The organism is Dyadobacter sp. 32, from assembly GCF_902506755.1.
Classification (GTDB): Bacteria; Bacteroidota; Bacteroidia; order Cytophagales; family Spirosomataceae; genus Dyadobacter.
The window spans coordinates 2,095,089-2,115,896 of sequence record NZ_LR735258.1; the positions used below are offsets into that span (position 1 = coordinate 2,095,089).

Consider the following 20,808-nt stretch of genomic DNA (forward strand, 5'->3'; position numbering starts at 1 on the left):
TTTTACATCTTACATCCTCACCATTGGCTCATTGATCTTGCCGTTAAATCATTCGTTCGCCAAAAAATTAAGGTATGTATGTATATTTCAGCACTGTTCCACTCTAATGAACAGTAAGGAGGGTATTTAAATAAGAACTTCGGGTTTCGAAGTTCTTATTTTTTTGAGAATCCCTGATCTTTTGAGAATTCAAGATCATCTTCAAATTGCAGTATTATTCTTGTGAAGGCTTAATCTGTTATTTAATGGCCATGTTCGGTAGCTTACACCGCTGGCAGACATCCTCCTTCTTTCAAAGATAAACGGCTTCGTGTAAGGGGGCACAGGGTACAAAATGCGTCCTGTGGGAAAGGCTTTATAAACAAAAGCCGAAAAAATTGTATCCAGATCCGTTACCAATGAAAAATTTCCTACGCCAGCACCTCTTTTCCATTTCCATGTTCACTTTACTCACGTCTCTGTGTATGGCACAAAACGATGTGAAAATCATTAAAGAGCGCATCGTAGCCGACCTGATGCAAACCAAAACTGAGGATGAACATGTAGCACTACTCATGAACAAAATGAACGCTGACGGCAGTTTTAAGGGAATCAATTATGAAGATCTGAGCCGGACAGCCAGCTTTCCCCATGGCGGACACACACGTGACTTAGTGTATATGGCCAAGGCCTACAAAAATAAATCGTCCCGCTACTTCAAAAGCAAAGCTTTAAAAGCCCTCATTATCAACGGATTGGAATTTTGGGTAAAAAACGATTTTGTAGGTGACAACTGGCACGACAATCAGATCACCACACCCACCAACCTGGGAAACCTCATGCTGGTGATTGGAGACGAACTTCCGAAGGATCTGGTCGCCAAAGCACAGCCAATGATCTTCCGGGCTAATATGAATGCCTCAGGTGCGCGACCCAGTGGGGACAGGATCGTAATCGCCGGAATCCTTGCCAAAAATCTGTTATTCCAAAACGATTACAAGGAGTTTGACAACATCATCAAAATCATTGAAGGTGAGCTTAAATTTGGAACCGGCGAAAGGGGCATGCAGCACGATTACAGCTTTCACCACCGCATCGACCGGGTAAATAATACCTCTTCGTATGGATATGGCAAGTATGCGAATGCCTATGGCGAATGGTCGTATTATGTATCTGGGACGCCCTATGCGTTTTCGAAAGACAAGATAAATCAGCTGGTCGATTATTATCTCGACGGGATTTACAAGCAGATGGTTTACGGCATTTACGAGGATATCAGTGTCAAAAACCGGAGCATATCCAATCCTTCCAGTTTCCAACCGTATAGTACACTTGAAATAGAGCGCGTGCTGATCAGCACAGACTACCGTAAAAAAGAACTGGAAGAGATTATACGACTGCGAAAAGGTGAAGCCAAACCTTCTGCCTCATTTGCCAAATTCTTCTGGCAAACGGAACATTTTGTTTTCCAGCGACCGGCATTTTACACCACGGTGCGCATGTTTTCGACCCGTAACAGAAACATGGAAGAACCTTACAACGGCCCCGGCAAACTGACTCATCACCGGGCCGACGGCACCAATTATCTGATGCTTAAGGGTGACGAATACCTCAACATCTGGCCAGTGTACGACTGGCAGAAGATATCCGGCACCACCATCATGCAAAAACCTCAGCTCCCTGGCCCCAATGAAATACAGAAAGAGGGACTTACGGATTTTGTAGGCGCAGTCACCGACGGTCTTTACGGAGCCGTGGTGTTTGATTTCAAAAGCCCGCATGACCCAATGGAGGCAAAAAAAACTTGGTTCTTTTTTGACGAAGAATACGTTTGCCTGGGTACGGACATCAAAGCCAAGGGTAATATGGAGGTGGCTACCACAGTAAATCAGTCTCTGCTTCGCAGCGACGTAACCATGATGCAGGAGGGCAGCCAACAAATCGTCACAAAAGGAAACCGGGTGATCCAGAAGGTTAAATGGGTGCACCATGACAAGATCGGATACATATTCCCACAGCCGGCCACCGTTAGTTTGTCCAATCAGACAGAAACAGGCACCTGGGCCGCCATCACAGATCAGAAAAACATCAGCAAGGACGTGTTGAGCAAGGACGTGTTCAAACTTTGGTACAACCATGGAGCCAAACCCAGCGCGGGATCTTACGAGTACATAGTAGTGCCAAACATCAACGAGAAGGACCTGAATGAGACCAGTTCAAATAATCGTTTTATAGAAATCCTATCCAACACCTCCGCACTTCAGGCGGTAAAACAAACCAAACTCGGGATAAGCCAGCTGGCTTTCCACACAGCCGGTGCCATTGACATTGACAAAGGCCTGAACATTCGCCTGGACAGCCCGGGAATGGTAATGGTAAATACAAAAGATGGTAAAGTAAAGGGACTGACCCTGGCTGATCCGTCCAGAAAACTCAGCAGGATGCTACTTTCAGTTACCGGCATTTACAAAGCACAGGGCGACAGCTATCGGACCGTTATTGATGAAAAACAAAACAGCACACTCTTTATCGTGGACCTCCCTCAGGGAGTTTATCTTGGAAAAAGCGTTCAGATCGTGTTAAATTAGGCAATGCTTCACCAAGGCTTATGGGATGTGATTACTTTGCCACTGGCGAAAACACCCTAAATATTGCATTGAAAAATCCTTGCGACTTCGTTGGAAAACTTTTTTGCTAAGAAGAGGACAGGGCTACGCCCCGCTTTTGTCAACTTAAATTTTGGTGTGCGTATTTATAAATTCATTTATGCCCCAAATCAAACAAAAGTGAAAAGGTCGTTAGCCCTGACATCTTCGTAGAGAAAATAATAAACCATTCGCCAAAGGGGCGTTAGCCCTGTTATCTTAGTAGAAAAATTAAACAGGCATTCCATAAAAGAGGGGTGTTAGCCCTGTTATATTCGTAGGTCGGTTGATCAGGTAATCTAAAACGCAGAAAACAAATAAGTTTGCACTTCCTATAAAATGACAAAAAATCCGACTACGCTACTGCACAAAAAATTAACCAGCCTGGCGACACTTTCAGATTCAGGTATGCGTGCGTTTTTTGAACTGGCTGTCCAGCGCCAACTTTTGAAGGGGGATTCAATTCTAAGGCACGGACAAATATGCCGGACGATTGTATTCGTTGAAAAAGGATATTTGAGAACCTTCGTTGAGAAAGATGGCGTCGATGTAAACACCAATTTTACTTTTGAAGGTAGCTTTACGACAAATCTTAAAAGTCTGCGCACCTCCATTCCTTCCCACACGACCATAGTAGCTGGAGAACCGACCACAATCTATGAATTTGACAAAAACAAACTTCTGATGCTCTATGATAGCTTTCCCGAAATAGAAACATTTGGACGCAACCTGCTTGAACAACTTCTGATCTCCCAGGAAGCGCACGCCAACCTGTTCAAAATATATTCCCCAACAGAGCGATATCTGCATCTGCTGAAACATCACCCCGAAATATTTCAACGGCTTACGCTTTCTCAACTGGCGTCATATCTGGGAATGGCGAGGGAAACGTTAAGCAGGGTCCGAAAAAATGTAAGTCAAAACGCTTTGTGACCATTGTCACAGGTTGACGCATTTCCCTTCATTTACCTTTGTAACTCATATAAAGCGAAATTAAAAATGAGTTCAGATAACAGATCAATCGTTACAAATTTCATCGAGGACATTTGGAATAATAATCAATTTGAAAAAATTGACGCCTACATTTCCCCCGATTTCATTGACCATTCGCTACCGTCCGCACTCCCCGCAAACATGGAGGGCATGAAAAGCTGGATTATGGGAATGGGGAAGTCCTTTGAGCATAGGACCTCCATTGAAGACATGGTGTGCGAGCACGACAAGGTGATGCTAAAAATACGTTTACAGCTCAAACACATCGGTGTGTGGAGAGAAATCGAACCGACACTTTCAAAAATCTCAGCAGTCGGATACCGATATTACCAATTGTCCGATGGAAAGATCATAGCACACTGGGCGCTACTTGACGGTAATTCCATTGAAGACCAACTCCGGAAAACATCTAAGGGTTGTAAAATTCCGTTGTAGGCCGGATTAAAATTTTCAAGATCAGGTCTGGTACCTGAAATTGTCACTTCAAACCTCTGCTACCCATCAGCTCATAGATCGCATTCATGATTCTTTCTTCCACATCTTCGGTGAATTTGGATGGTTTTTCGTAGCCGATCATGGCCGATTCGGCTTCGTAGCCACCTTCTTTCAATACCCTCAAGGAAGGTATGTAGCAGGGCATGTCATTGGCATAGGCGTTGACCCAGATCCTGTCTTTACCAAACTCCTTTTTAAGCCGCAATCCGTAATCTACCACAACTTCTCCTCCCAGAAAGATTATCGTCAGGTTTCTCCCAAATTGCCACACCTGGACAGGATAGGAAATTTTGTCGGGCATTTCGCTACGGGCAAGGCGCCCCAGCAGCAGGTTGGAATAATTACTTGTACGGCCCGCCCCTTTGGCGTCTTTGGCTAATGAGAGCGGATCGGGCATGGTTGCAAAATCCAGGTCAATGTACTTCTGCCTGGCTATTGGAAGGTTCTGCAATGGAGTCAGCAACGGAGAGTCAACAAGGCGCTTTACTTCATCGGCAATGCTTTTGCCTTGTATGCGGGCGTTTTCCAAATCTGTAGCAGGATTTTTGGTGTCCATCCGGGGATTGGAATTCTGGTCAGCACCACAGCCTACCGATACCATCGCAATAGCCCCGGCAGGTAGATTTTGCTCAATCTGCAATTGTGCTTCACCTACCCAGTCTCCGTGCACTACATTGTTTTTGGGCCCGAGGGTAACGGCATGACAGGCATAACTAGCCAACACAGCCCGTACTGTCCCATCGGGTTTAGTAACTTTCAAAAGCGGCATGGCGTGATCCACGGGACCATTTGGATTAAAATTTAATCTACGGTTTACGGCAAAACCCACCTCTCCCTGTCCCCAGGAAACCAGGGAAGGCTGGATTGTTTTGATCGCCAGCAGGGCGACTTCGGTGAGTTTGGGGACCAGCCCCTGAGAATACAGAGCAACTTCGGCCAGCTCGTCAGGAGAAAGTGGTTTGTTAAAATGAGAAATAATACTGCCAATCTGAGGACCGCTGTGGGTGTGAGAGGCACAGATCGATACATGCTCCGGCCGAATCCCCAATTCCTTCCCGAGTGCCTTTCTTACCTGCTCGGTGATGCGCCCGGGGATACCCAGCAAATCCACTGTGATCAACAAAGAATAGCCGTTTTTTGCATCACCAAAAGCCAGTGCTTTACCCCAGAGCCGGTGGTGAACCTTGTCAAATGAAGCACTCCTGTCGGAATAACCCGTGAGCCGGATGGGCCTGTCAGGTGTAATGTCTATGCGCGCCACTCCAACCGGAACCAGCTTTTGTTTCTTGTCTCCGGCATAAACGTGGCCAATTGACAAAAAACTGATAACGAACAGCAAGGCAAAAGGAACGAGGCGATGGTCTTTCATAATGGATGGAGTTTCAATAAGGATAGTACTCATTTTTGTACAATCCGGGCAACGCACACGGCGTTCTTTATTTGAAGGCGAAATACTGATCACGCTGATATTTTGGTGCCAGGACAGCTACCTTTGCAGATATTATAATCTTATGGAACCACATTCAATTTCACGCAAAGGTTTTATCAAAAGTTCATCCATGCTCCTTGCGGCGGGAGCCGGGATATTGCGCTCTCCCTCATCGCCTGCTGTGGGAGAGCAAAAATGCCCGCCAATCGCTAAGAAATCTTTGACCTTAAAGAACGTCAGACTGGAAACCGGCTTTGAATACGAGGATGATGAAGTGATCCACACCAAAACGGAGCTGTTCTGCCTTGAAATCCAGGATGGAAAAATAAAAGCCATTTTACCCAACAAACCTGACACCAGGGCCATTGACGCGAAAGGATTTCTGATGCTTCCCGCCTTCCGGGATATGCACATTCACCTGGATAAGACCTTCTACGGACTTCCCTGGAAAGCAAAATCTACAAAGTACAGATCCGTGAAAGACATGATCGCCTATGAGCAGCAGATTCTCCCTGAACTGCTCAAAAATTCCATCCCACGCTCTGAGAAACTGATCGAATTGTTACAGTCGCATGGTACTAACTACGCGAGGTCTCACGTAAATATTGACCCAACGTCGGGGCTTCATTCGTTGATGAATCTTCAGAAGGCACTGGAAAACAAGAAAGATTCCTTCTATGCTGAGCTGGTGGCATTTCCTCAACACGGGATATATTACACCAAGTCAGCGGAGTTAATGAAAGAAGCGGCTGGAATGGACATTGATTTCATCGGTGGACTGGACCCCACGGTGGTAGACGGTTCGATTGAAAAACACATTGATTTTATTGTGCAACTGGCCTTGGATAAAAATAAAGGTATTGATATTCATCTCCATGAAGGCGGAGAATCGGGCATAAAAACCATCAATTATCTGATTGAAAAAGCCATAGAAAATCCTGCCTTAAAGGGCAAAACATTTGTCAGCCACGCCTTCGCGCTCGCCCACATTGACAAAAATAAAACAGAGGAAATGGCTGAACAGCTGGCTCAGGCCCGGGTTGGGATTGCTTCAACGATTCCGTTCGGAGGTACCATTATGCCCATACCAGTTCTGTTCAAGCATGGTGTGGATGTGGTAACGGGCAATGATAGTATTATGGACTGGTGGAGTACTTTTGGAACGGGGAGCGTGCTGCAAAAAGCCAACCTGGCTGCTCAGCTCTACGGGTATCGCACGGAGTACGACCTTTCGCGAATTCTCAAACTGGCGACACATGACGTGCTTCCCTTAGACGCGAATGGAAATCAGGTCTGGCCAAAACCGGGTGATCAGGCTGACGTGGTGCTGATCGACGCCAGCTGTTCAGCAGAAGCCGTTTCCCGGGTATCTCCGGTTAAATCTTTGATACACCAGGGCAAAATCGTCTTTCAAAACCAATGAAGCATTTACTTTTTATTCTCAACCTGCTTTTTCTGAACGTCTGTTCATTTTCTAAACCTATGGAAACGCAGCAAAGCCCGCAGAATTCCCTTATTGAAGCCGTGAAAAACGGGCAATATGCAGTTGTTGAAACAGCTTTAAAAAAGGGCGGTGATGTAAATACAAAGGATAAAAACAAAAAATCTCTGTTGCTTATCGCCACGGAAATCAACGATCTGAAAATGGCAGAATTGTTGGTCAGGTCCGGGGCAAATGTCAATCAGCAGGATGATAAGCTGGACAGCCCGTTTCTACTTGCTGGAGCTTCGGGCCAGACTGAGTTAGTGAAACTGTATTTAACCAAAAATGCACGCTTCGATATCTTTAACCGCTACCATGGAACAGCGCTGATCCCGGCCTGTGAAAGAGGGCATGTAGAAGTAGCCCGACTTTTGGCAAATACCAAAAACTTCCCGGTCAATCATGTAAACCGGTTGGGTTGGACTGCCTTGATGGAGGCAGTAGTGCTGGGAAATGGTGGCAAGAAACACCTTGAAATTGTTCAGATCCTGGTTGATGCCGGAAGTGATATCACCATTCCGGACAAAAACGGGGTTACCGCGTTACAGCATGCCAAATCACGCGGCTATACGAGAATAGTGGAAGTGCTGGAAAACACAAAAAACAACCAGGTACCCAGATGATCCAGAAGCCAGCGATATTCATAATTTCGATTCTGGTGGTCCGGTATTCGACACCGTTTAGATGTAGCAGCCTGACAGCCCGTACTACATACTTTTTTGCGCCAGCGCAAATAAAGCCAGGCACACCTCTCCTCTGGAAATCATCTCATTTTTAGTATGATACATCCATTTCGAATGATCTTTGATGACCGCAGCCGCGTCGGGTAGCGTTGCCGCAAGGACTGCAAATTCGTCCAACGTCAAAGAGGTTCGCGACTGAGCCGTATAACGTATGGGTTCCCCCGGCAAGGCCATTACTTTGTAGTAAATTTGTAGCCAGGCATTCAGATCATCCACCGATATCGGCTCGTGAAGATTTGCCCGGTAAGAGTCGAAAAAACCTTTTGTCCCCCAAAACTGAGCCGCTTTGAACGCCCTGTCATTGATGTCGAGATCTTCAAAATAAGTCAGTATCTGCCCCTGATCCAGCAGAAATTTTTGCAGTTTATTCACAGGTATCTCACTCACCCTTCGGTTTGCTTGGATTGCCAATGCAGCAGCTGTTCCGGCTACCTGCCCTATACCCATCCATTGCGGTTCCATCCGCAGTGTGGAGTAGGCCACGTGTGTGGTGGATGCGGCAACAGCGACGATCAATCCTTCCAGTTTTTCGGGTAGCATGATCCCATAAGGCAATTGGTACGCAGAAATGGGTAACATGCCAATGTATCCTTCCAAAACCTTTTTGTTGCTGGACGGTTCGCGCGAGGCCGGGAAACTATCGATAGGAAATTCGCCGGCAATAACGGAATCTGCAAACAAGGTGGTCCGTTTTTGATTTCGCGTTAATGTAACATCGTTTTCCGTCAGCGTGTATTTCCCTTTGAGTCTTCGGGCCTCGCGCACATAGAGCTGCCAGGGAAAATGTCCGTTGTCCCGAAACTCGTCGAGGGGAAGGTGGTACTGCATGGCCATCTTCCGGTGTTCCGGAAGTACTTCCGGATCATTTTGAATAAAATACAATAACCCTATCGCGAGTGCGCGGTGCCTGTCAAATACCTTCTGTCGCTGATCCCAGCCCGCCTCCACATAATCTGTATTCTCTTGCGGAAAGGGAAAACCAAGCGGCCTCGGATTGATGTTGACATCGTACTTGCGATTGGGAATTTCAGCAAAAGAAAAAACCCGTAGCATGGTATCGAAGTGTGCCTTGTAATAGCCATGACCCTCTTTGAAAACCTTAGGCCCGGCCAGTCGGCCCTCTTTCAGGTCAGCAAAATAACGGGTGTAGTTATTTCGGTCATAGCCGGCAGGAGGTGTTTTGAGTATGTAGCTGTTATCCGGATTGTCGGTAAGGCAGAGGCGGTACGTGTAGGCAGGAAGCTTTTTATCTCCTTCGCCGGTACTCCCTTCCAGAAATGTGTTTTCGTTGTAATCAAAGAAAATACGTCCGGCATGTGCTTCGCCAAATTCGGTTTTGCTTTCGCGTCCCAAACGGTAAGCTGCACCCGCGAGGGCGTAAACATCCCCTTCATAGGTGGCGTCAACAAATACCCGGGCCTTAACGGACACGCTGGCCTGGAACGCCATGGGTTTACGGCTTTTCCTATTGATGAATACCACCTCGGTAATCCGGTTGGACCGGGTAATCACCCGCTCAATCTGGTGATTGAGCAGCAGTGTGATATTCTTTTCTCTCCCAATCATGTCGTTGAAAACCTTTTCAGCTACCGAAGGTTCATAATAATAACCGAGCTTACATAGGATTTCATTCTCAGATCCCCGTCCATATTTATCGATGTAAAACTGGTGCACGTTCCGGGCAAATTCCTTAAAAATTCCCGCTATGGCATCTTTGTTTTCGATGTCACTTTTTCCAAGCCCACTGGCCGACAGCCCTCCGATGTGATTATGATACTCCGTGAGCGTGACGTGCATGCCCAGCCGGGCAGCGGATATAGCCGCCATGATTCCTGCAGGCGTAGCTCCAATCACGGCCACATCAGGTATGGCTACCTTTCCGAAAACGTCGGTCTCTGTGGCTACGACCGGCAGCACTGCACCGAGAGTGCCCAGTTTGATAAAATGTCTTCTTCTCATGCTTTTAATTCCCGGCGACCGGCATTTTCATTTTGTTGAGATCGGAGATTTTTATTTTCATTACTTCCACACTTCTTTTTCCGCCGGCAAATGCCACCAACAAATAGCCCTTATGCTCAATCACATGGGGATAGTCGATGTGCCTGCCCCCTACGATGTAAAACATTTTATCGAAAACCATTCCGTCCTGGCTGATGGAGATCGTGAGTGGATCCCTTTTCTTCGGATTTGGATTAGAAACAAGCACGTACCGGCCATCTTTCAGACGTACACCGCTGAATTTTGATCGGGCATCCGGGAAATCGGTCTTAACCGGTTTGGACCAGGTCCTACCATGATCCGATGAAAACGACCGGAAGATATACCCGCTTTTCTTATTATCTCTGAAAAGGGCCATGGCATTTTTGTCAGGTAAAAGCCACCAGTTGGGCTCCTCCGCCGAAAGCTCGTCGCTCGTACCCAGGACGGGTACTGAGGTCCAGTCCGTAAGCTTTTTGTCTCCTCCAATGAGGAAGTGAACACCGGTAGTTACGTAGTCGTGCGTACGGCGGGACATCATCCATTCGCCGGTAGGTAGCTTTTCAGGAGCAAAATTATTGATCGTATTATCGAAAACTACCCCGATATCCTCCCAGTTATCCTTCTTTTTATTGAGACGAAAAGCCCTTAACTCAAGACTTTTCCCAAAAAAACCTTTGGCTTCATCCAGGGAGGCCAGTGCCAAAAGTTCGCCCTCACGGATCCAGAACCCACGGGCTATGTATCGGAATCCCTTATCGGTACGCTTTCCGTAATATTCGGAGTCCTTTCCCGATCCGGGAGGTTCGGGTGTCATGAATTGAGGCGTTGTCCATTTCAGTCCATCCTTGCTGGTGGCGTATTTCACACGCTGGCCTACCTGATCTTCGATCCCAGGCCCATCGCTCCACATGGCCCAGAATTTGCCCCCGTAATGCACGAGGTAGTTGTGCTGGTTCACGCCTTTTTCTTTGTTCACATCACTGATAACGGCATGTTGACCGGGTACTTTTGGCAGGTTGGCGAAGTCAATCTGATGCGGATCTTTGGGTACCCAGTCACCTTTGAGCATAACCCGGGACTGTGTATTTTTGACAGCATCCGGATAGTCCTGAGCTTGAATATGTGTGCAGCAATACACTAAAAAACAGATAATTAACATTTTAACCTTCATACTTTTGTTTTTTAAATATTGAGAGATTTCATTTCAACCTGCTTCATCTATTTTTCTGAAAAATATCTGGCTATGCCCGCTCCCAGGGTACGCCCCTGTTTCTGATAGCCCTGCGCCGTACTCATTGGTGTGAGCATATTGACTTCCAGTGTTACCGCTACCGTGGCGCTTCCCGTATGCAGGCCCACCCACCCGGCGGCGCTCTGCCGATTGATTTCGCGCAGACTGTGGTAAAATTTATCCATGGATTGAGTCTTCTTTATTTCTCCGGTCATCGTGCTGTTTTCAAACTGGCTCAAAAAGGCTGATTGATTCTTCCTTTGCCTATCGCTGCGCAAAAGTGTCGGCAGGGGGCAAATGAAGTACGGGTGAGTTGCATTTCCAGGCCCATGTATATCGATAAATAAATCCGGCCCGTCGCTTTCTGACAACGATTGGAGTTGTTTTTTGATCGCCTTAACTTCCGGCCAGTATGGAGGTTTCTCATCCCAGTCCCGGTTCTGGTCATGTGGAATATGATCCTTTCCAGTGCGGCCTTCAAGCACGCCGTCAACATCTATGATGGGCACAATGGTTATATCGGCAGTAGCCCTTAAACGCTTTGCAAAGGGGGCGTCGGAAAGCAGCCACAAAGTCAATTCATGAAGAACCCAGCTGGCCCCGGATTCAAAGGCATGTGCCCGAGCCTGCAGCCAAACCTGAAATGGCTTTTCCATCCCAGGGGCCGTATGTGCAAGATGTATGGCGTAAACGGGTCTTCCCTTTTTCGTCAAACATAAGTTTTGAACCGTAACGCTTTTATTTTTTGGGTTCAGAAGCCATTGGCTTTGTTCAGGTAAATAGGGAATGTTGTAGGCAAACCATACCTGCCGCGATCTTACCCTTTGTTTATAAACAACATACCTCACTTGCTCTTCCATAATCTCCTCCGCCGGAGCTGTCATCTCCCAGCGGGTCTGGTCGTAGCTCCAATAAGCCTGGGGTGCCACCCCCTCGCCAGCCGGGTTCATCTGATTGAGCATCAGCGTGACCACGTCACCGGGAACCACGCCCTCCACTTTGAAATACCACCAGACCTGCGACCATCCACCTGCTCTTTCATTATGCGGTTTGAATCGGATGGTTCCTGCGTTTCCGTCTATCTTTTCCACAGTCCCGCCGCCACCGGCAAAATCTGTACGTACTTTAAAACCTTTCTTCCGGACTTGGGGATTCCTTTGAGCCAAAGCCGAACGGTTGGCTGTTAATGCTACACCGAGTCCTATCGAAATAGATTCAGTGATAAACTTTCTTCTTGTTGTAAACCACTGCTGATATTTGTCCAACCGTAAAGCGTTTAGTGCACAGAATTGTTCCCTTTTTCTACCCTGGAAATTGAGACACGGCCAGGAGCATTTCTGATAATGAGTGAAACACCCTGAGCGCCGGATCCGATGCCGGGTTCTATTTCTGTACTGCTGGCGGACACATGAGGACTATTAGGAGAGGCCATAACAAACGTAGTAGTGCCTGGTGCCTCATACCCGAAGAAAATTACCAAAAGGAGTTTTAAGAGATAACTTCTATGATCTCAACAAAATCTACAAGACTTTCAAATCTCCGTTTAGCTTGTAAACCTTGCCCTTCTCCGTAGCAAACGTGACCGATTTCTGTCCGTACTGGACCACACATGGGTTTCCTGCTTTTGAAAAAATCTCCACGGATTGCAATCGGGCATTCTCCCATTTCATGCTCAGTTCAAATGCGCCACGCGCTACAAGTCCGGCCACTTTACCATCGGGCAACGCGGAAGGCAGTGCGGGCAACAGGTTCAATGCTCCCTGATGGCTCTGCACCAATAATTCCAGAATGCCTGCGGCGCCTCCAAAATTTCCATCGATCTGAAACGGTGGGTGGGCATCAAACAGATTCGGATAGGATCCTCCCCCGCCTTTTTTCACAGATGCATCCATGATTGGGTTAAACAACTTTCGGATCATGGTATAGGCATGATCCCCATCCAGAAAGCGCGCCCAGTAATTGATCTTCCAGGCCAGGCTCCAGCCAGTGCCATCGTCTCCGCGAAATTCAAGCGATTTTTTTGCGGCATTCACCAGTTCAGGCGTTTTGCCGGGTACAATTTCCTCTCCGGGGAATACCCCCCAAAGGTGCGAAACATGCCGATGGAGACTGGTTGTATCGTCGATATCGGTCATCCATTCCTGCAATTGGCCTGCTTTACCAATGTGGTTGGGAGCAATGGCAGGTAAAAGCAGTTGCAGCCGGGATGAAAATACCTTATCCGTATTTAGAATTTCCGCTGATTGGATACAGGCTTTAAACAGCCCGCGAATGATCTGGTGATCCATCGTTGGCCCGGCGACCAGGCCGCCATTTTCGGGTGAATTGGAAGGCGAACTTATAAGTTTGCCAGTTACAGGGTCTTTCACCAAAAATCCTGTAAAGAATTCGGCAGCACCTTTCATCAAAGGATAGGCCGTTTTCTTTAAAAATTCTGTATCCTGTGTAAACCGATAATGCTCCCACAAATGCAGGCTTAGCCATGCCCCACCAGTAACCCAGATGCCATGATTGGCCCCGTTGATCGGCGCCGCTCCACGCCATACATCGGTATTGTGATGTACCAGCCAGCCTGCGGCACCGTAGTGCTCCCGCGCTACCTCCGCCCCCGTCTGTGATAGATCTTTGATCATGTCAAAAAGCGGCTCATGACACTCACTCAAATTGGTCATTTCCACCGGCCAGTAGTTCATCTCCGTGTTGATATTAACGGTGTATTTACTATCCCAGGATGGATCCAGCTTATGGTTCCATTTTCCCTGCAAATTGGCCGCATGTGTACCCGGCCGACTGCTTGTAATAAGCAAGTATCTTGCATACTGTACATATAAAGCAAGAAAAGCAGGATCATCAGGCGTTTCTTTAAACTTCATAAGCCGCTCATCTGTGGGCAGATTCGAATGCGCTCTGGTCGGCAGGTCCAGCTTAAATCTTGAAAAAAGCATTTGATAGTCGGCAACATGCTCTTTCCTGGCTTCTTCATACGCAGGTGCATTTTTCAAAACGCCGGCAGTCTTCTCCTCCGGTTTTCCGTTAACCGTCTTGTAATCCACATAGGTGGTCGCGGCGGCTAAAGTCAGGCTTGCCGTAGTAGCGTTGCGGATGGTAATAAGGCCATCTGCCTGATTAAGCCTGCCATCCGTTGTCACCTTCACCCGTGCCACGCCCTCCAGAATACCATGGGCCACTTTGACATGCAGGATCAGCTCATTCCCGGCCCCCTTCACTTTTTTGATTGCATGAATGGCATCCATCCGTACGGAAAAATCCAGCTTCCCTTTTTGATCACTGGTAAGTTTTATAAAAATCGCTTTACCCGGATAGCTTGCAAACACTTCCCTGGCATAACGGGTGCCATTACTCCTGTAACTGACCCGTACTAACCCATCGGTCAGGTTCAACTCTCTTTTGTAATCACTAAAATGGGCGTGATCAGGAAAATCGAGATACAAATCACCAAAAGCCTGATACGCCATTTGCCGAAGGGGTTCACTCATAAACTCCTTCGTTGCCAGTGCTTCTGCTTCTTTTTGTTTGCCTTCATTGAGCAAAGTCCTGATCTGCCCAAGGTAATTGTGTGCACCCCGATGGGCGTAACTTCGCGGCTCACCTGTCCAGAGGGTTTCTTCATTAAACTGAATTCGCTCGTTGGTCACTCCGCCAAAAACCATCCCAGCCAGTTTCCCGTTACCAACTGGCAGGGCATCTTCCCATTGCCTGGAAGGTTGCTTATACCAAAGTTTAAGTTCCTGCTGTCCGTATGAAAAGCCACACAAAAACATCATGCAAACTAAGTTGAACACGCTTTTGAAATATTGGGAAGACATAAAAGTTGTAGATTAATGGGCTACTTTCTGGTTACACTGTGTAGGACGAGCGGATTGGAATTCCACCCGGTAAGGATCAGGATTTTGGCCTAACCCTCCTTCAACACTACCAAAAGCACTTACAATTCGAAGCCTCCTTATTTCAGAGCCTGCTTATACGTTATTTGTTTCTGTTGCCAGATTCATAATCATAATGAGATGAGACATAAAATTAAATCGCACTCTTTCGAGATTTAAATGATCAGGCAGATAATTAGTACTACCTTGTAGTACATTCAATAAACCTCCACACATGTTCACAGCAGAGCCACATCATATCATTGCAATTGGCGCTTCAGCTGGTGGTCTTGATGAAATCAATACCTTCTTTGACCATACCCCATCGGATGGTGTCTCCTACGTCATTGTGCAGCATTTGTCTGCTGAGTTTAAGAGCCATATGGTTGCGCTACTCTCCAGACACAGCAAACTTGTGGTGCAGGAAGCCGAAGATGACATGTTGATTCGGGGTAATCAGGTTTATATCATCCCCAACGACAAATTTATGACCGTATGTGGTCATTGTTTGTATTTGAGTGATAAAAAGGGCGACCGCAGTCCCCACATGACGATAAATACGTTCTTCATTTCGCTGGCTGCCGATTATGGCTCGAAAGCCATTGCGGTTGTACTATCGGGGCTTGGATCCGACGGAACGGATGGGATTAAAGCTATAAAAAAAGCAGGTGGACTGGTGATTGCGAGAGAACCCGACGGGACAGAATTTCACAGTATGCCCGCCAATGCCATTGCTACAGGCATGGTGGATTTTATTCTGGAACCAGAGATGATGCCCGAGCTGATCGAGGACTATGTTCAGCGTGAGATTGATCTGGCCTCAGACGTTCATGACGAAAAGTATGTCGGGGAAATTATTGAGTTGATCAACCGGAAATTACCGCTAGATTTCTCTGATTACAAGCATTCTACTATACTCAGAAGAATAAAAAGAAGAGCAGCTGGCAACAACTTTGGTGAGCTGGGCAGCTACATAAAATTCATCAAATCGAACCCCAAAGAGCTGGAAATTTTAGCAAAGGATTTCTTAATCAGTGTTACAGGGTTTTTTCGGGATACAGAATCGTTCAATTTCATCGAGTCCGAGGTGATACCTGCGATCATTGCTGACCTGTCACCCCATCAGGAAATCAGGATGTGGGTTACCGGGTGTGCCACGGGCGAGGAAGCCTACTCCATAGCTATGCTGTTGAGTGAGCAGCTGGGAGAGAGAATTCATGAACATGTGGTCAAGATCTTTGCGACGGATATTGATAGTGCCGCATTGGCACAGGCGAGTAAAGGGCTATACAGGGCCAGCATCCTGGCCAATATGTCGCCACAGCGCCTGAGCAGGTTTTTTCAAATGGACGGAGATGTTTACAGAGTCAAGTCGGTATTGCGCAAGATGGTTATTTTTGCCCAGCACGATCTGGTTAAAAACCCGCCCTATTGCAATATGCACTTTATAAGCTGTCGCAATGTGCTCATATACATGACGCCGGCTCTGCAAAAGAAAATATATCTGATGCTTCTTTTTGGTCTCAAACCGCATGGATATCTCTTTTTAGGATCCAGTGAAAACCCCTTGCCGATCCTCCAGAGCCTAACTGTGATCAGCAAAAAATTCAAAGTCTATAAAAACAAGGAGTCCAATCACCTGGTAAGGTTTGAATCATTATCGCTGCCGGAAGTGTCTTATAAAACACGTGCACATGTACCGCAGCCACAAGAGCAGACCCACAAGATTCCCGACCGAACCATCGGTGACGCCGTGAGTGAGACTTTGATGAAAGATTTGGGCCATCTGGTGATATGCATTGATCATAACGAAAGGATTTTGAAGTTTTATGGGGATACTACCAAATTCCTGATTCAGAAAATCATGACCACCGATTTTTTCGAACTGCTTCCAGGCCCTTTGGCTGTGGCCTATCGCACCATTATTAACCAGGTTGTGCAGAAAGGGGAAGCGTCTTCGGTCAGTGGCATCAGGATCAAACAGGGCGAGGGAATCACCAGTGTTACCTTATCCATCAGCCCCATGATCTACAAAGGCCGGAGCAATGGTTTTCTGGTGGTACGGATCAGTGAGGAATTGGCAGAAAACAACCAGGCCATTGATTTACAATTCTTTGACGAGGAAATGTACCTTGGCCAGTATACGCAAAGCCTGGAACAGGAAGTGAAAGACCTGAAAGAAAAGCTCGTCGCGTCCAATGAGAAATTGTATTCGCTCGATGAAAACATGCAATCGTTTAACGAGGAGCTGCTTTCGGCAAATGAAGAAATGCAGAGCACCAGCGAAGAAATGCAATCGATCAATGAGGAGCTGCATACCATTAACTCCGATTATCAGCAAAAGAACAAAGAACTTCTGGAGCTCAATGATGATCTCAACAATTATTTCAGAAGTAACGTCAACGGGCAGCTTTTTGTGGATGACAAGATCAGGTTAATTAAGTTCTCGCCCGGTGACCTCAGGAGCGATCATTACTTTCAACGATATCACCGCACTTAAGGAAATTCAGGGGCAACTCGATAAAAAGAATGAAGCCCTGATGCATCTTAAACAAGGGCCGGGTCGCTAAAAGAGCACAAGGAGGCTATTTCGTTAATGGAAAAGCCTCCTTCTCTTCATTTGCGGCAAGAAAATGTGATCCGTCCCCGTTCGTTGACGAGTGGATGCTAACCGAAAATGGATGCTCTGACTCAACCTAAAAAGTGTAGCCAGTTACATGGCCGGCGAAATGAATGGCAGTAAGCGTCATTGTAAATTATTCATCAGGTATTCCTCATACCACCTTACCAACTCCAACTTACTTTCCTGACGTGCTTCGATTTGTGTTCCCAAACTAGACAGATGAATATCCCTTAACACCTTAATGCACACATCTATTTCTTCAATCAGGTATATTTCTTTGTCTGTAATCATATCGTATCAATATTTGCCCTGGGTTTACCTAAAACATAATTGACAAATACCGTACCAGCCACTTTTGGGAAAGTGGCCCATAAAGCCTTGCCCCTAAGATCTGAGAATGAACCAACCCAACCGTTTAGCCAGACCAGGTCTATTGAAAATGATGAATGGACGGCTGGTCGGTAAATGTGATTCGCTTGTTTACAAATTTATTTTTAGCAAATATTGAAATTCAAAGGATGGTACAAATCCGGGTTAACTAAACGATACGGGGTGCATGTAGCCTGTGGCACAAGATTTGTGCCTCTTTATTTGTAACCCAACTACCTCAAACGGATGCGTAAAAAAATTTTAATTATTGAAGACGATCCGGACATACTGGAACTTTTGAGGATTGTTTTTCGGGAGTCGGGACATGAGGTCATATTTTCTCCGACCGAACTGGACACCGGCCACATACAGATACTTCATCCCGACCTAATCCTGCTGGATGTGAGGCTAAAAGGTTCAGCCAGATCGGGTTTTGATATTTGTGCCGATCTGAAAGCCAATCCAAAGACAAAAATGTTGCCGGTAATCTTATGCTCCGGAGAGCATAACCTACCGGAGATTGCCCGAAGGTGCAGGGCGGACATGTACCTGATCAAACCTTATAACACCGTATCTCTCTTGTCTAACGTTAACAAATTCCTTTCCTGACATGAATGATCAATCTGACAATATCAATGTAGACATGGATCAGCTTGAGCTCTTTTTTATTCATCACCTGAATAAAATTTACGCTGCGAAAAAGTTACTGGTAACCGAACTTCCCGAGGTCCTGGACAACGCACACTTTTCGGATCTTCGGGAAGCCATGTACGACACGATCGAGAGTGTTAAGAATCAGATTATGAGAATGGAAGAGATTTACAGAATAATGCCTGCAACCTTTTCCGAGTACGACTCCAATGGACTCAAGGGACTGATCAATGATTCTTTCAACGACATAAAATTGTATGGTGAAAACCCTGAATTAAGGGACATGTCGATCTTGTTTTACCTCCATAATATTGAATGTATGGAAATGGCGTCTTTTCAAATACTTGAAATGGCCTCCGTCAAACTAAAAAACGACCGGATAAAGTTATTGATCCAGCAAAATTATGAGGAAGCTAAAGGGGATCGAACGCTTCTGTTACTGATCAGTGCCAAGTACATTTCGACAGTGTGAGCTGAGATTCGTGGTATATCTGAACGCTCCGCAAGCCTGTTCCTGTACAAAAGTTCACCTTCTTAACACGATTCTCAGTTGGGGGTGCGCACTCCACAGGTAATGCTTTCCTCAGTATAAGAGACAGGATTCAATTCCCTGAAAAACAAATACTATTTTGGAAATGCGAAATCTGAACGGATCAAGTTGGTTCAAGGGAATTTTGCCCAGTCACTGACTTTCAAATCAAGAGAGCGTTAAACCCAGATTACGCATTAGATCATGGGCTGCAATATTATTCCTATTGCGTAATCTGGGTTAAAGCGTCCCGAACTATGAATTGGAACGCTTTAACTTTTCCTCAGTAAGCAATCCTCCCTCCGGTTGCCGGAATGGTGGCGCCACTAATGTAACTACTTTCTTCCGAAGCAAGGAACACGTATGATGGAGCAATCTCTACCGGTTGCCCTGGTCTGCCAATTGGCGTATTGTCTCCAAAAATGGCTGCATCTTCCCATTTGGTGGAAGGGATAAGTGGCGTCCACACCGGGCCGGGCGCCACAGCGTTGACGCGGATACCTTTGCCCCCGTTGAGTAATATCTGACTCAGATTGGCTGTGAAGTTTTGGATCGCAGCCTTTGTAGCGGCATAGGGTAACAGGTCATCCGAAGGATGGTACGCATTCACCGAGGTTGTGTTTATAATCGAGCTGCCCGGCTTCATATGCGGTTCAGCGGCCTTACAGAGATAGAACATGCTATGCACATTGACCGCAAAAGTATGTGCCCATTCATCGGAAGGTATGTCCTGCAAGGATTTACGGGCCATCTGGAATGCCGCATTGTTAACCAGGATGTCAATTTGCCCAAATTCTGCCACTGCGTCCGCCACGATCCTTTTACAATGATCCTCCACTGTAATATCCCCTTTTACAACGATACATTTCTGCCCTGCTTTTTCTACATAATGTGCGGTGTCCAGTGCATCTTCATCTTCCATGTCACTGAGGTAACTGATCAGAATATCTGCACCTTCTCTGGCAAACGCGATCGCAACTGCTTTCCCTATTCCTGAATCGCCCCCCGTTATAATTGCTTTTTTACCTTTGAGCCTTCCAGAACCCTGATAGCTTTCTTCTCCATGGTCTGCAAGTGGATTCATAGCCCGCTCGGTGCCGGGAAATTCCTGTTTCTGCTTGGGAAACGGTGGCTGAGGGTATTTATTTTCAGGATTTTGCATGTTATTTTCGTTTTCCATGGTTTTAATTTTAGTTAAAAATTTAAGATTTCACGCCCGTTCCGATACGCAATGCCGCCGCCAAAGCTGCGAGCAGCGATGGCATTTCTCCCTCGGCACCGATATCGGGAGCAATCAAAAGTACCTGGACAGCCAATACACCCATTTGTGCATAAACCTCCGACGAGTTGGCCGGACTGGCGCTGATCAGCGCCTTTAACTTTTGCAACTCCCTGGCAACCTGCTGCGTATTCTCACTTTTGGAAAGTGGAGTAATCCATTGATCAATTAAGTCGACCCCAGCTCGCGCCGTGAACGATTCTTCGCTGCCCATCAGCATGCTGGTCGTTTTCTCCATGAGTCCGGAAGTATCAGCGAGGCTTTTCATGTGGTGATATATTGTTTTTGTGAGCGTAAGACGTACACTGCAATACGTAACCAAGAGTGCTTTCCCATATTCCTGGCCCTATTACTTTTTTATTTAAAGAAAGCAAGGCCTGATGGGATTCGGGCTTATCTGTAAACATCATGCCAAACCATTCCACACGTTTGCATCTTCTCTCCAGGTGCCTCAGTACCACGGTCAGCGAGCAAAGACCCGCTTGGGCGTCTGGC

The 20,808-nt window shown here is 46.6% G+C and carries 16 protein-coding genes; 8 read left to right on the forward strand and 8 right to left on the reverse strand.

Features of this window, described 5'->3' with window-relative positions; genetic code table 11:
- Positions 1–398 precede the first annotated feature (398 nt).
- The 3 genes from DYADSP32_RS08335 to DYADSP32_RS08345 all read left to right on the forward strand — a co-directional run bounded on the left by DYADSP32_RS08335 (position 399) and on the right by DYADSP32_RS08345 (position 4,052).
- Positions 399–2,567 (forward strand): polysaccharide lyase family 8 super-sandwich domain-containing protein, encoded by a 2,169-nt coding sequence (locus DYADSP32_RS08335; protein WP_149243157.1) that lies wholly within the window; start codon positions 399–401, stop codon positions 2,565–2,567.
- A gap of 396 nt (positions 2,568–2,963) precedes the next feature.
- Entirely contained in the window at positions 2,964–3,557 is a 594-nt protein-coding gene (locus tag DYADSP32_RS08340; protein ID WP_149243156.1) for a Crp/Fnr family transcriptional regulator, read from the forward strand.
- A 66-nt stretch (positions 3,558–3,623) separates the two neighbouring features.
- The gene (locus DYADSP32_RS08345; RefSeq protein WP_149243155.1) at positions 3,624–4,052 is read left to right on the forward strand and encodes an ester cyclase; all 429 of its coding nucleotides are present in this window, start codon (positions 3,624–3,626) and stop codon (positions 4,050–4,052) included.
- 43 nt (positions 4,053–4,095) lie between these two features.
- Here DYADSP32_RS08345 and DYADSP32_RS08350 read toward each other — a convergent pair whose 3' ends face one another.
- The gene (locus DYADSP32_RS08350) at positions 4,096–5,514 is read right to left on the reverse strand and encodes a neutral/alkaline non-lysosomal ceramidase N-terminal domain-containing protein (protein ID WP_149243154.1); all 1,419 of its coding nucleotides are present in this window, start codon (positions 5,512–5,514) and stop codon (positions 4,096–4,098) included.
- Between the two features lie 109 nt (positions 5,515–5,623).
- Between DYADSP32_RS08350 and DYADSP32_RS08355 the strand changes: the two genes are divergently transcribed.
- Together DYADSP32_RS08355 and DYADSP32_RS08360 are read left to right on the forward strand one after the other, a co-directional pair.
- On the forward strand, positions 5,624–6,964 hold the full coding sequence (locus tag DYADSP32_RS08355) for an amidohydrolase (protein WP_149243153.1): 1,341 nt from the start codon (positions 5,624–5,626) through the stop codon (positions 6,962–6,964).
- A complete protein-coding gene (locus DYADSP32_RS08360) occupies positions 6,961–7,647 on the forward strand; it encodes an ankyrin repeat domain-containing protein (protein ID WP_149243152.1) in 687 nt (228 codons plus the stop codon). The genes DYADSP32_RS08355 and DYADSP32_RS08360 overlap by 4 nt, the downstream gene beginning before the upstream one ends.
- Before the next feature lie 84 nt (positions 7,648–7,731).
- Here DYADSP32_RS08360 and DYADSP32_RS08365 read toward each other — a convergent pair whose 3' ends face one another.
- The 4 genes from DYADSP32_RS08365 to DYADSP32_RS08380 form a co-directional block, all read right to left on the reverse strand.
- Positions 7,732–9,726, reverse strand: a complete 1,995-nt coding sequence (locus tag DYADSP32_RS08365) for an FAD-dependent oxidoreductase (RefSeq protein WP_149243151.1) — start codon at positions 9,724–9,726, stop codon at positions 7,732–7,734.
- A 4-nt stretch (positions 9,727–9,730) separates the two neighbouring features.
- Complete coding sequence (locus DYADSP32_RS08370) at positions 9,731–10,918, reverse strand: exo-alpha-sialidase (RefSeq protein WP_414617622.1); 1,188 nt, start codon at positions 10,916–10,918, stop codon at positions 9,731–9,733.
- Positions 10,919–10,965: 47 nt separating this feature from the next.
- On the reverse strand, positions 10,966–12,243 hold the full coding sequence (locus tag DYADSP32_RS08375) for a M14 family zinc carboxypeptidase (protein ID WP_149243150.1): 1,278 nt from the start codon (positions 12,241–12,243) through the stop codon (positions 10,966–10,968).
- A 255-nt stretch (positions 12,244–12,498) separates the two neighbouring features.
- Positions 12,499–14,763, reverse strand: coding sequence for a glycosyl hydrolase family 95 catalytic domain-containing protein (locus DYADSP32_RS08380; RefSeq protein ID WP_149243149.1), 2,265 nt, complete (start codon positions 14,761–14,763; stop codon positions 12,499–12,501).
- Between the two features lie 334 nt (positions 14,764–15,097).
- On the opposite strand from DYADSP32_RS08380, the gene DYADSP32_RS08385 reads away from it, so the two are divergent.
- On the forward strand, positions 15,098–17,362 hold the full coding sequence (locus DYADSP32_RS08385; protein ID WP_149243148.1) for a CheR family methyltransferase: 2,265 nt from the start codon (positions 15,098–15,100) through the stop codon (positions 17,360–17,362).
- A 246-nt stretch (positions 17,363–17,608) separates the two neighbouring features.
- Here DYADSP32_RS08385 and DYADSP32_RS08390 read toward each other — a convergent pair whose 3' ends face one another.
- Positions 17,609–17,776: a hypothetical protein gene (locus DYADSP32_RS08390; protein ID WP_414617623.1), complete on the reverse strand. Its 168-nt coding sequence runs from the start codon at positions 17,774–17,776 to the stop codon at positions 17,609–17,611.
- 324 nt (positions 17,777–18,100) lie between these two features.
- Here DYADSP32_RS08390 and DYADSP32_RS08395 point away from each other — a divergent pair, with 324 nt between their 5' ends.
- Both DYADSP32_RS08395 and DYADSP32_RS08400 read left to right on the forward strand, forming a co-directional pair.
- Entirely contained in the window at positions 18,101–18,463 is a 363-nt protein-coding gene (locus DYADSP32_RS08395) for a response regulator (protein WP_149243147.1), read from the forward strand.
- 1 nt (position 18,464) lies between these two features.
- Positions 18,465–18,977: a DUF892 family protein gene (locus tag DYADSP32_RS08400; protein ID WP_149243146.1), complete on the forward strand. Its 513-nt coding sequence runs from the start codon at positions 18,465–18,467 to the stop codon at positions 18,975–18,977.
- Positions 18,978–19,317: 340 nt separating this feature from the next.
- Here the strand turns inward: DYADSP32_RS08400 and DYADSP32_RS08405 are convergent, their stop codons facing one another.
- Both DYADSP32_RS08405 and DYADSP32_RS08410 read right to left on the reverse strand, forming a co-directional pair.
- Positions 19,318–20,214 (reverse strand): SDR family oxidoreductase, encoded by an 897-nt coding sequence (locus tag DYADSP32_RS08405; protein ID WP_149243145.1) that lies wholly within the window; start codon positions 20,212–20,214, stop codon positions 19,318–19,320.
- Positions 20,215–20,236: 22 nt separating this feature from the next.
- Entirely contained in the window at positions 20,237–20,581 is a 345-nt protein-coding gene (locus tag DYADSP32_RS08410) for a hypothetical protein (RefSeq protein WP_149243144.1), read from the reverse strand.
- Between the last annotated feature and the right edge of the window lie 227 nt (positions 20,582–20,808).

Excerpts from the sequence above, each read along its gene's own strand:
- DYADSP32_RS08335 (WP_149243157.1), top strand. The coding sequence starts at position 399 with ATGAAAAATTTCCTACGCCAGCACCTCTTTTCCATTTCCATGTTCACT.
- DYADSP32_RS08340 (WP_149243156.1), top strand. The coding sequence starts at position 2,964 with ATGACAAAAAATCCGACTACGCTACTGCACAAAAAATTAACCAGCCTG.
- DYADSP32_RS08345 (WP_149243155.1), top strand. The coding sequence starts at position 3,624 with ATGAGTTCAGATAACAGATCAATCGTTACAAATTTCATCGAGGACATT.
- DYADSP32_RS08350 (WP_149243154.1), bottom strand. The coding sequence starts at position 5,514 with ATGAGTACTATCCTTATTGAAACTCCATCCATTATGAAAGACCATCGC.
- DYADSP32_RS08355 (WP_149243153.1), top strand. The coding sequence starts at position 5,624 with ATGGAACCACATTCAATTTCACGCAAAGGTTTTATCAAAAGTTCATCC.
- DYADSP32_RS08360 (WP_149243152.1), top strand. The coding sequence starts at position 6,961 with ATGAAGCATTTACTTTTTATTCTCAACCTGCTTTTTCTGAACGTCTGT.
- DYADSP32_RS08365 (WP_149243151.1), bottom strand. The coding sequence starts at position 9,726 with ATGAGAAGAAGACATTTTATCAAACTGGGCACTCTCGGTGCAGTGCTG.
- DYADSP32_RS08370 (WP_414617622.1), bottom strand. The coding sequence starts at position 10,918 with ATGAAGGTTAAAATGTTAATTATCTGTTTTTTAGTGTATTGCTGCACA.
- DYADSP32_RS08380 (WP_149243149.1), bottom strand. The coding sequence starts at position 14,763 with ATGATGTTTTTGTGTGGCTTTTCATACGGACAGCAGGAACTTAAACTT.
- DYADSP32_RS08385 (WP_149243148.1), top strand. The coding sequence starts at position 15,098 with ATGTTCACAGCAGAGCCACATCATATCATTGCAATTGGCGCTTCAGCT.
- DYADSP32_RS08390 (WP_414617623.1), bottom strand. The coding sequence starts at position 17,776 with ATGATTACAGACAAAGAAATATACCTGATTGAAGAAATAGATGTGTGC.
- DYADSP32_RS08395 (WP_149243147.1), top strand. The coding sequence starts at position 18,101 with ATGCGTAAAAAAATTTTAATTATTGAAGACGATCCGGACATACTGGAA.
- DYADSP32_RS08400 (WP_149243146.1), top strand. The coding sequence starts at position 18,465 with ATGAATGATCAATCTGACAATATCAATGTAGACATGGATCAGCTTGAG.
- DYADSP32_RS08405 (WP_149243145.1), bottom strand. The coding sequence starts at position 20,214 with ATGGAAAACGAAAATAACATGCAAAATCCTGAAAATAAATACCCTCAG.
- DYADSP32_RS08410 (WP_149243144.1), bottom strand. The coding sequence starts at position 20,581 with ATGAAAAGCCTCGCTGATACTTCCGGACTCATGGAGAAAACGACCAGC.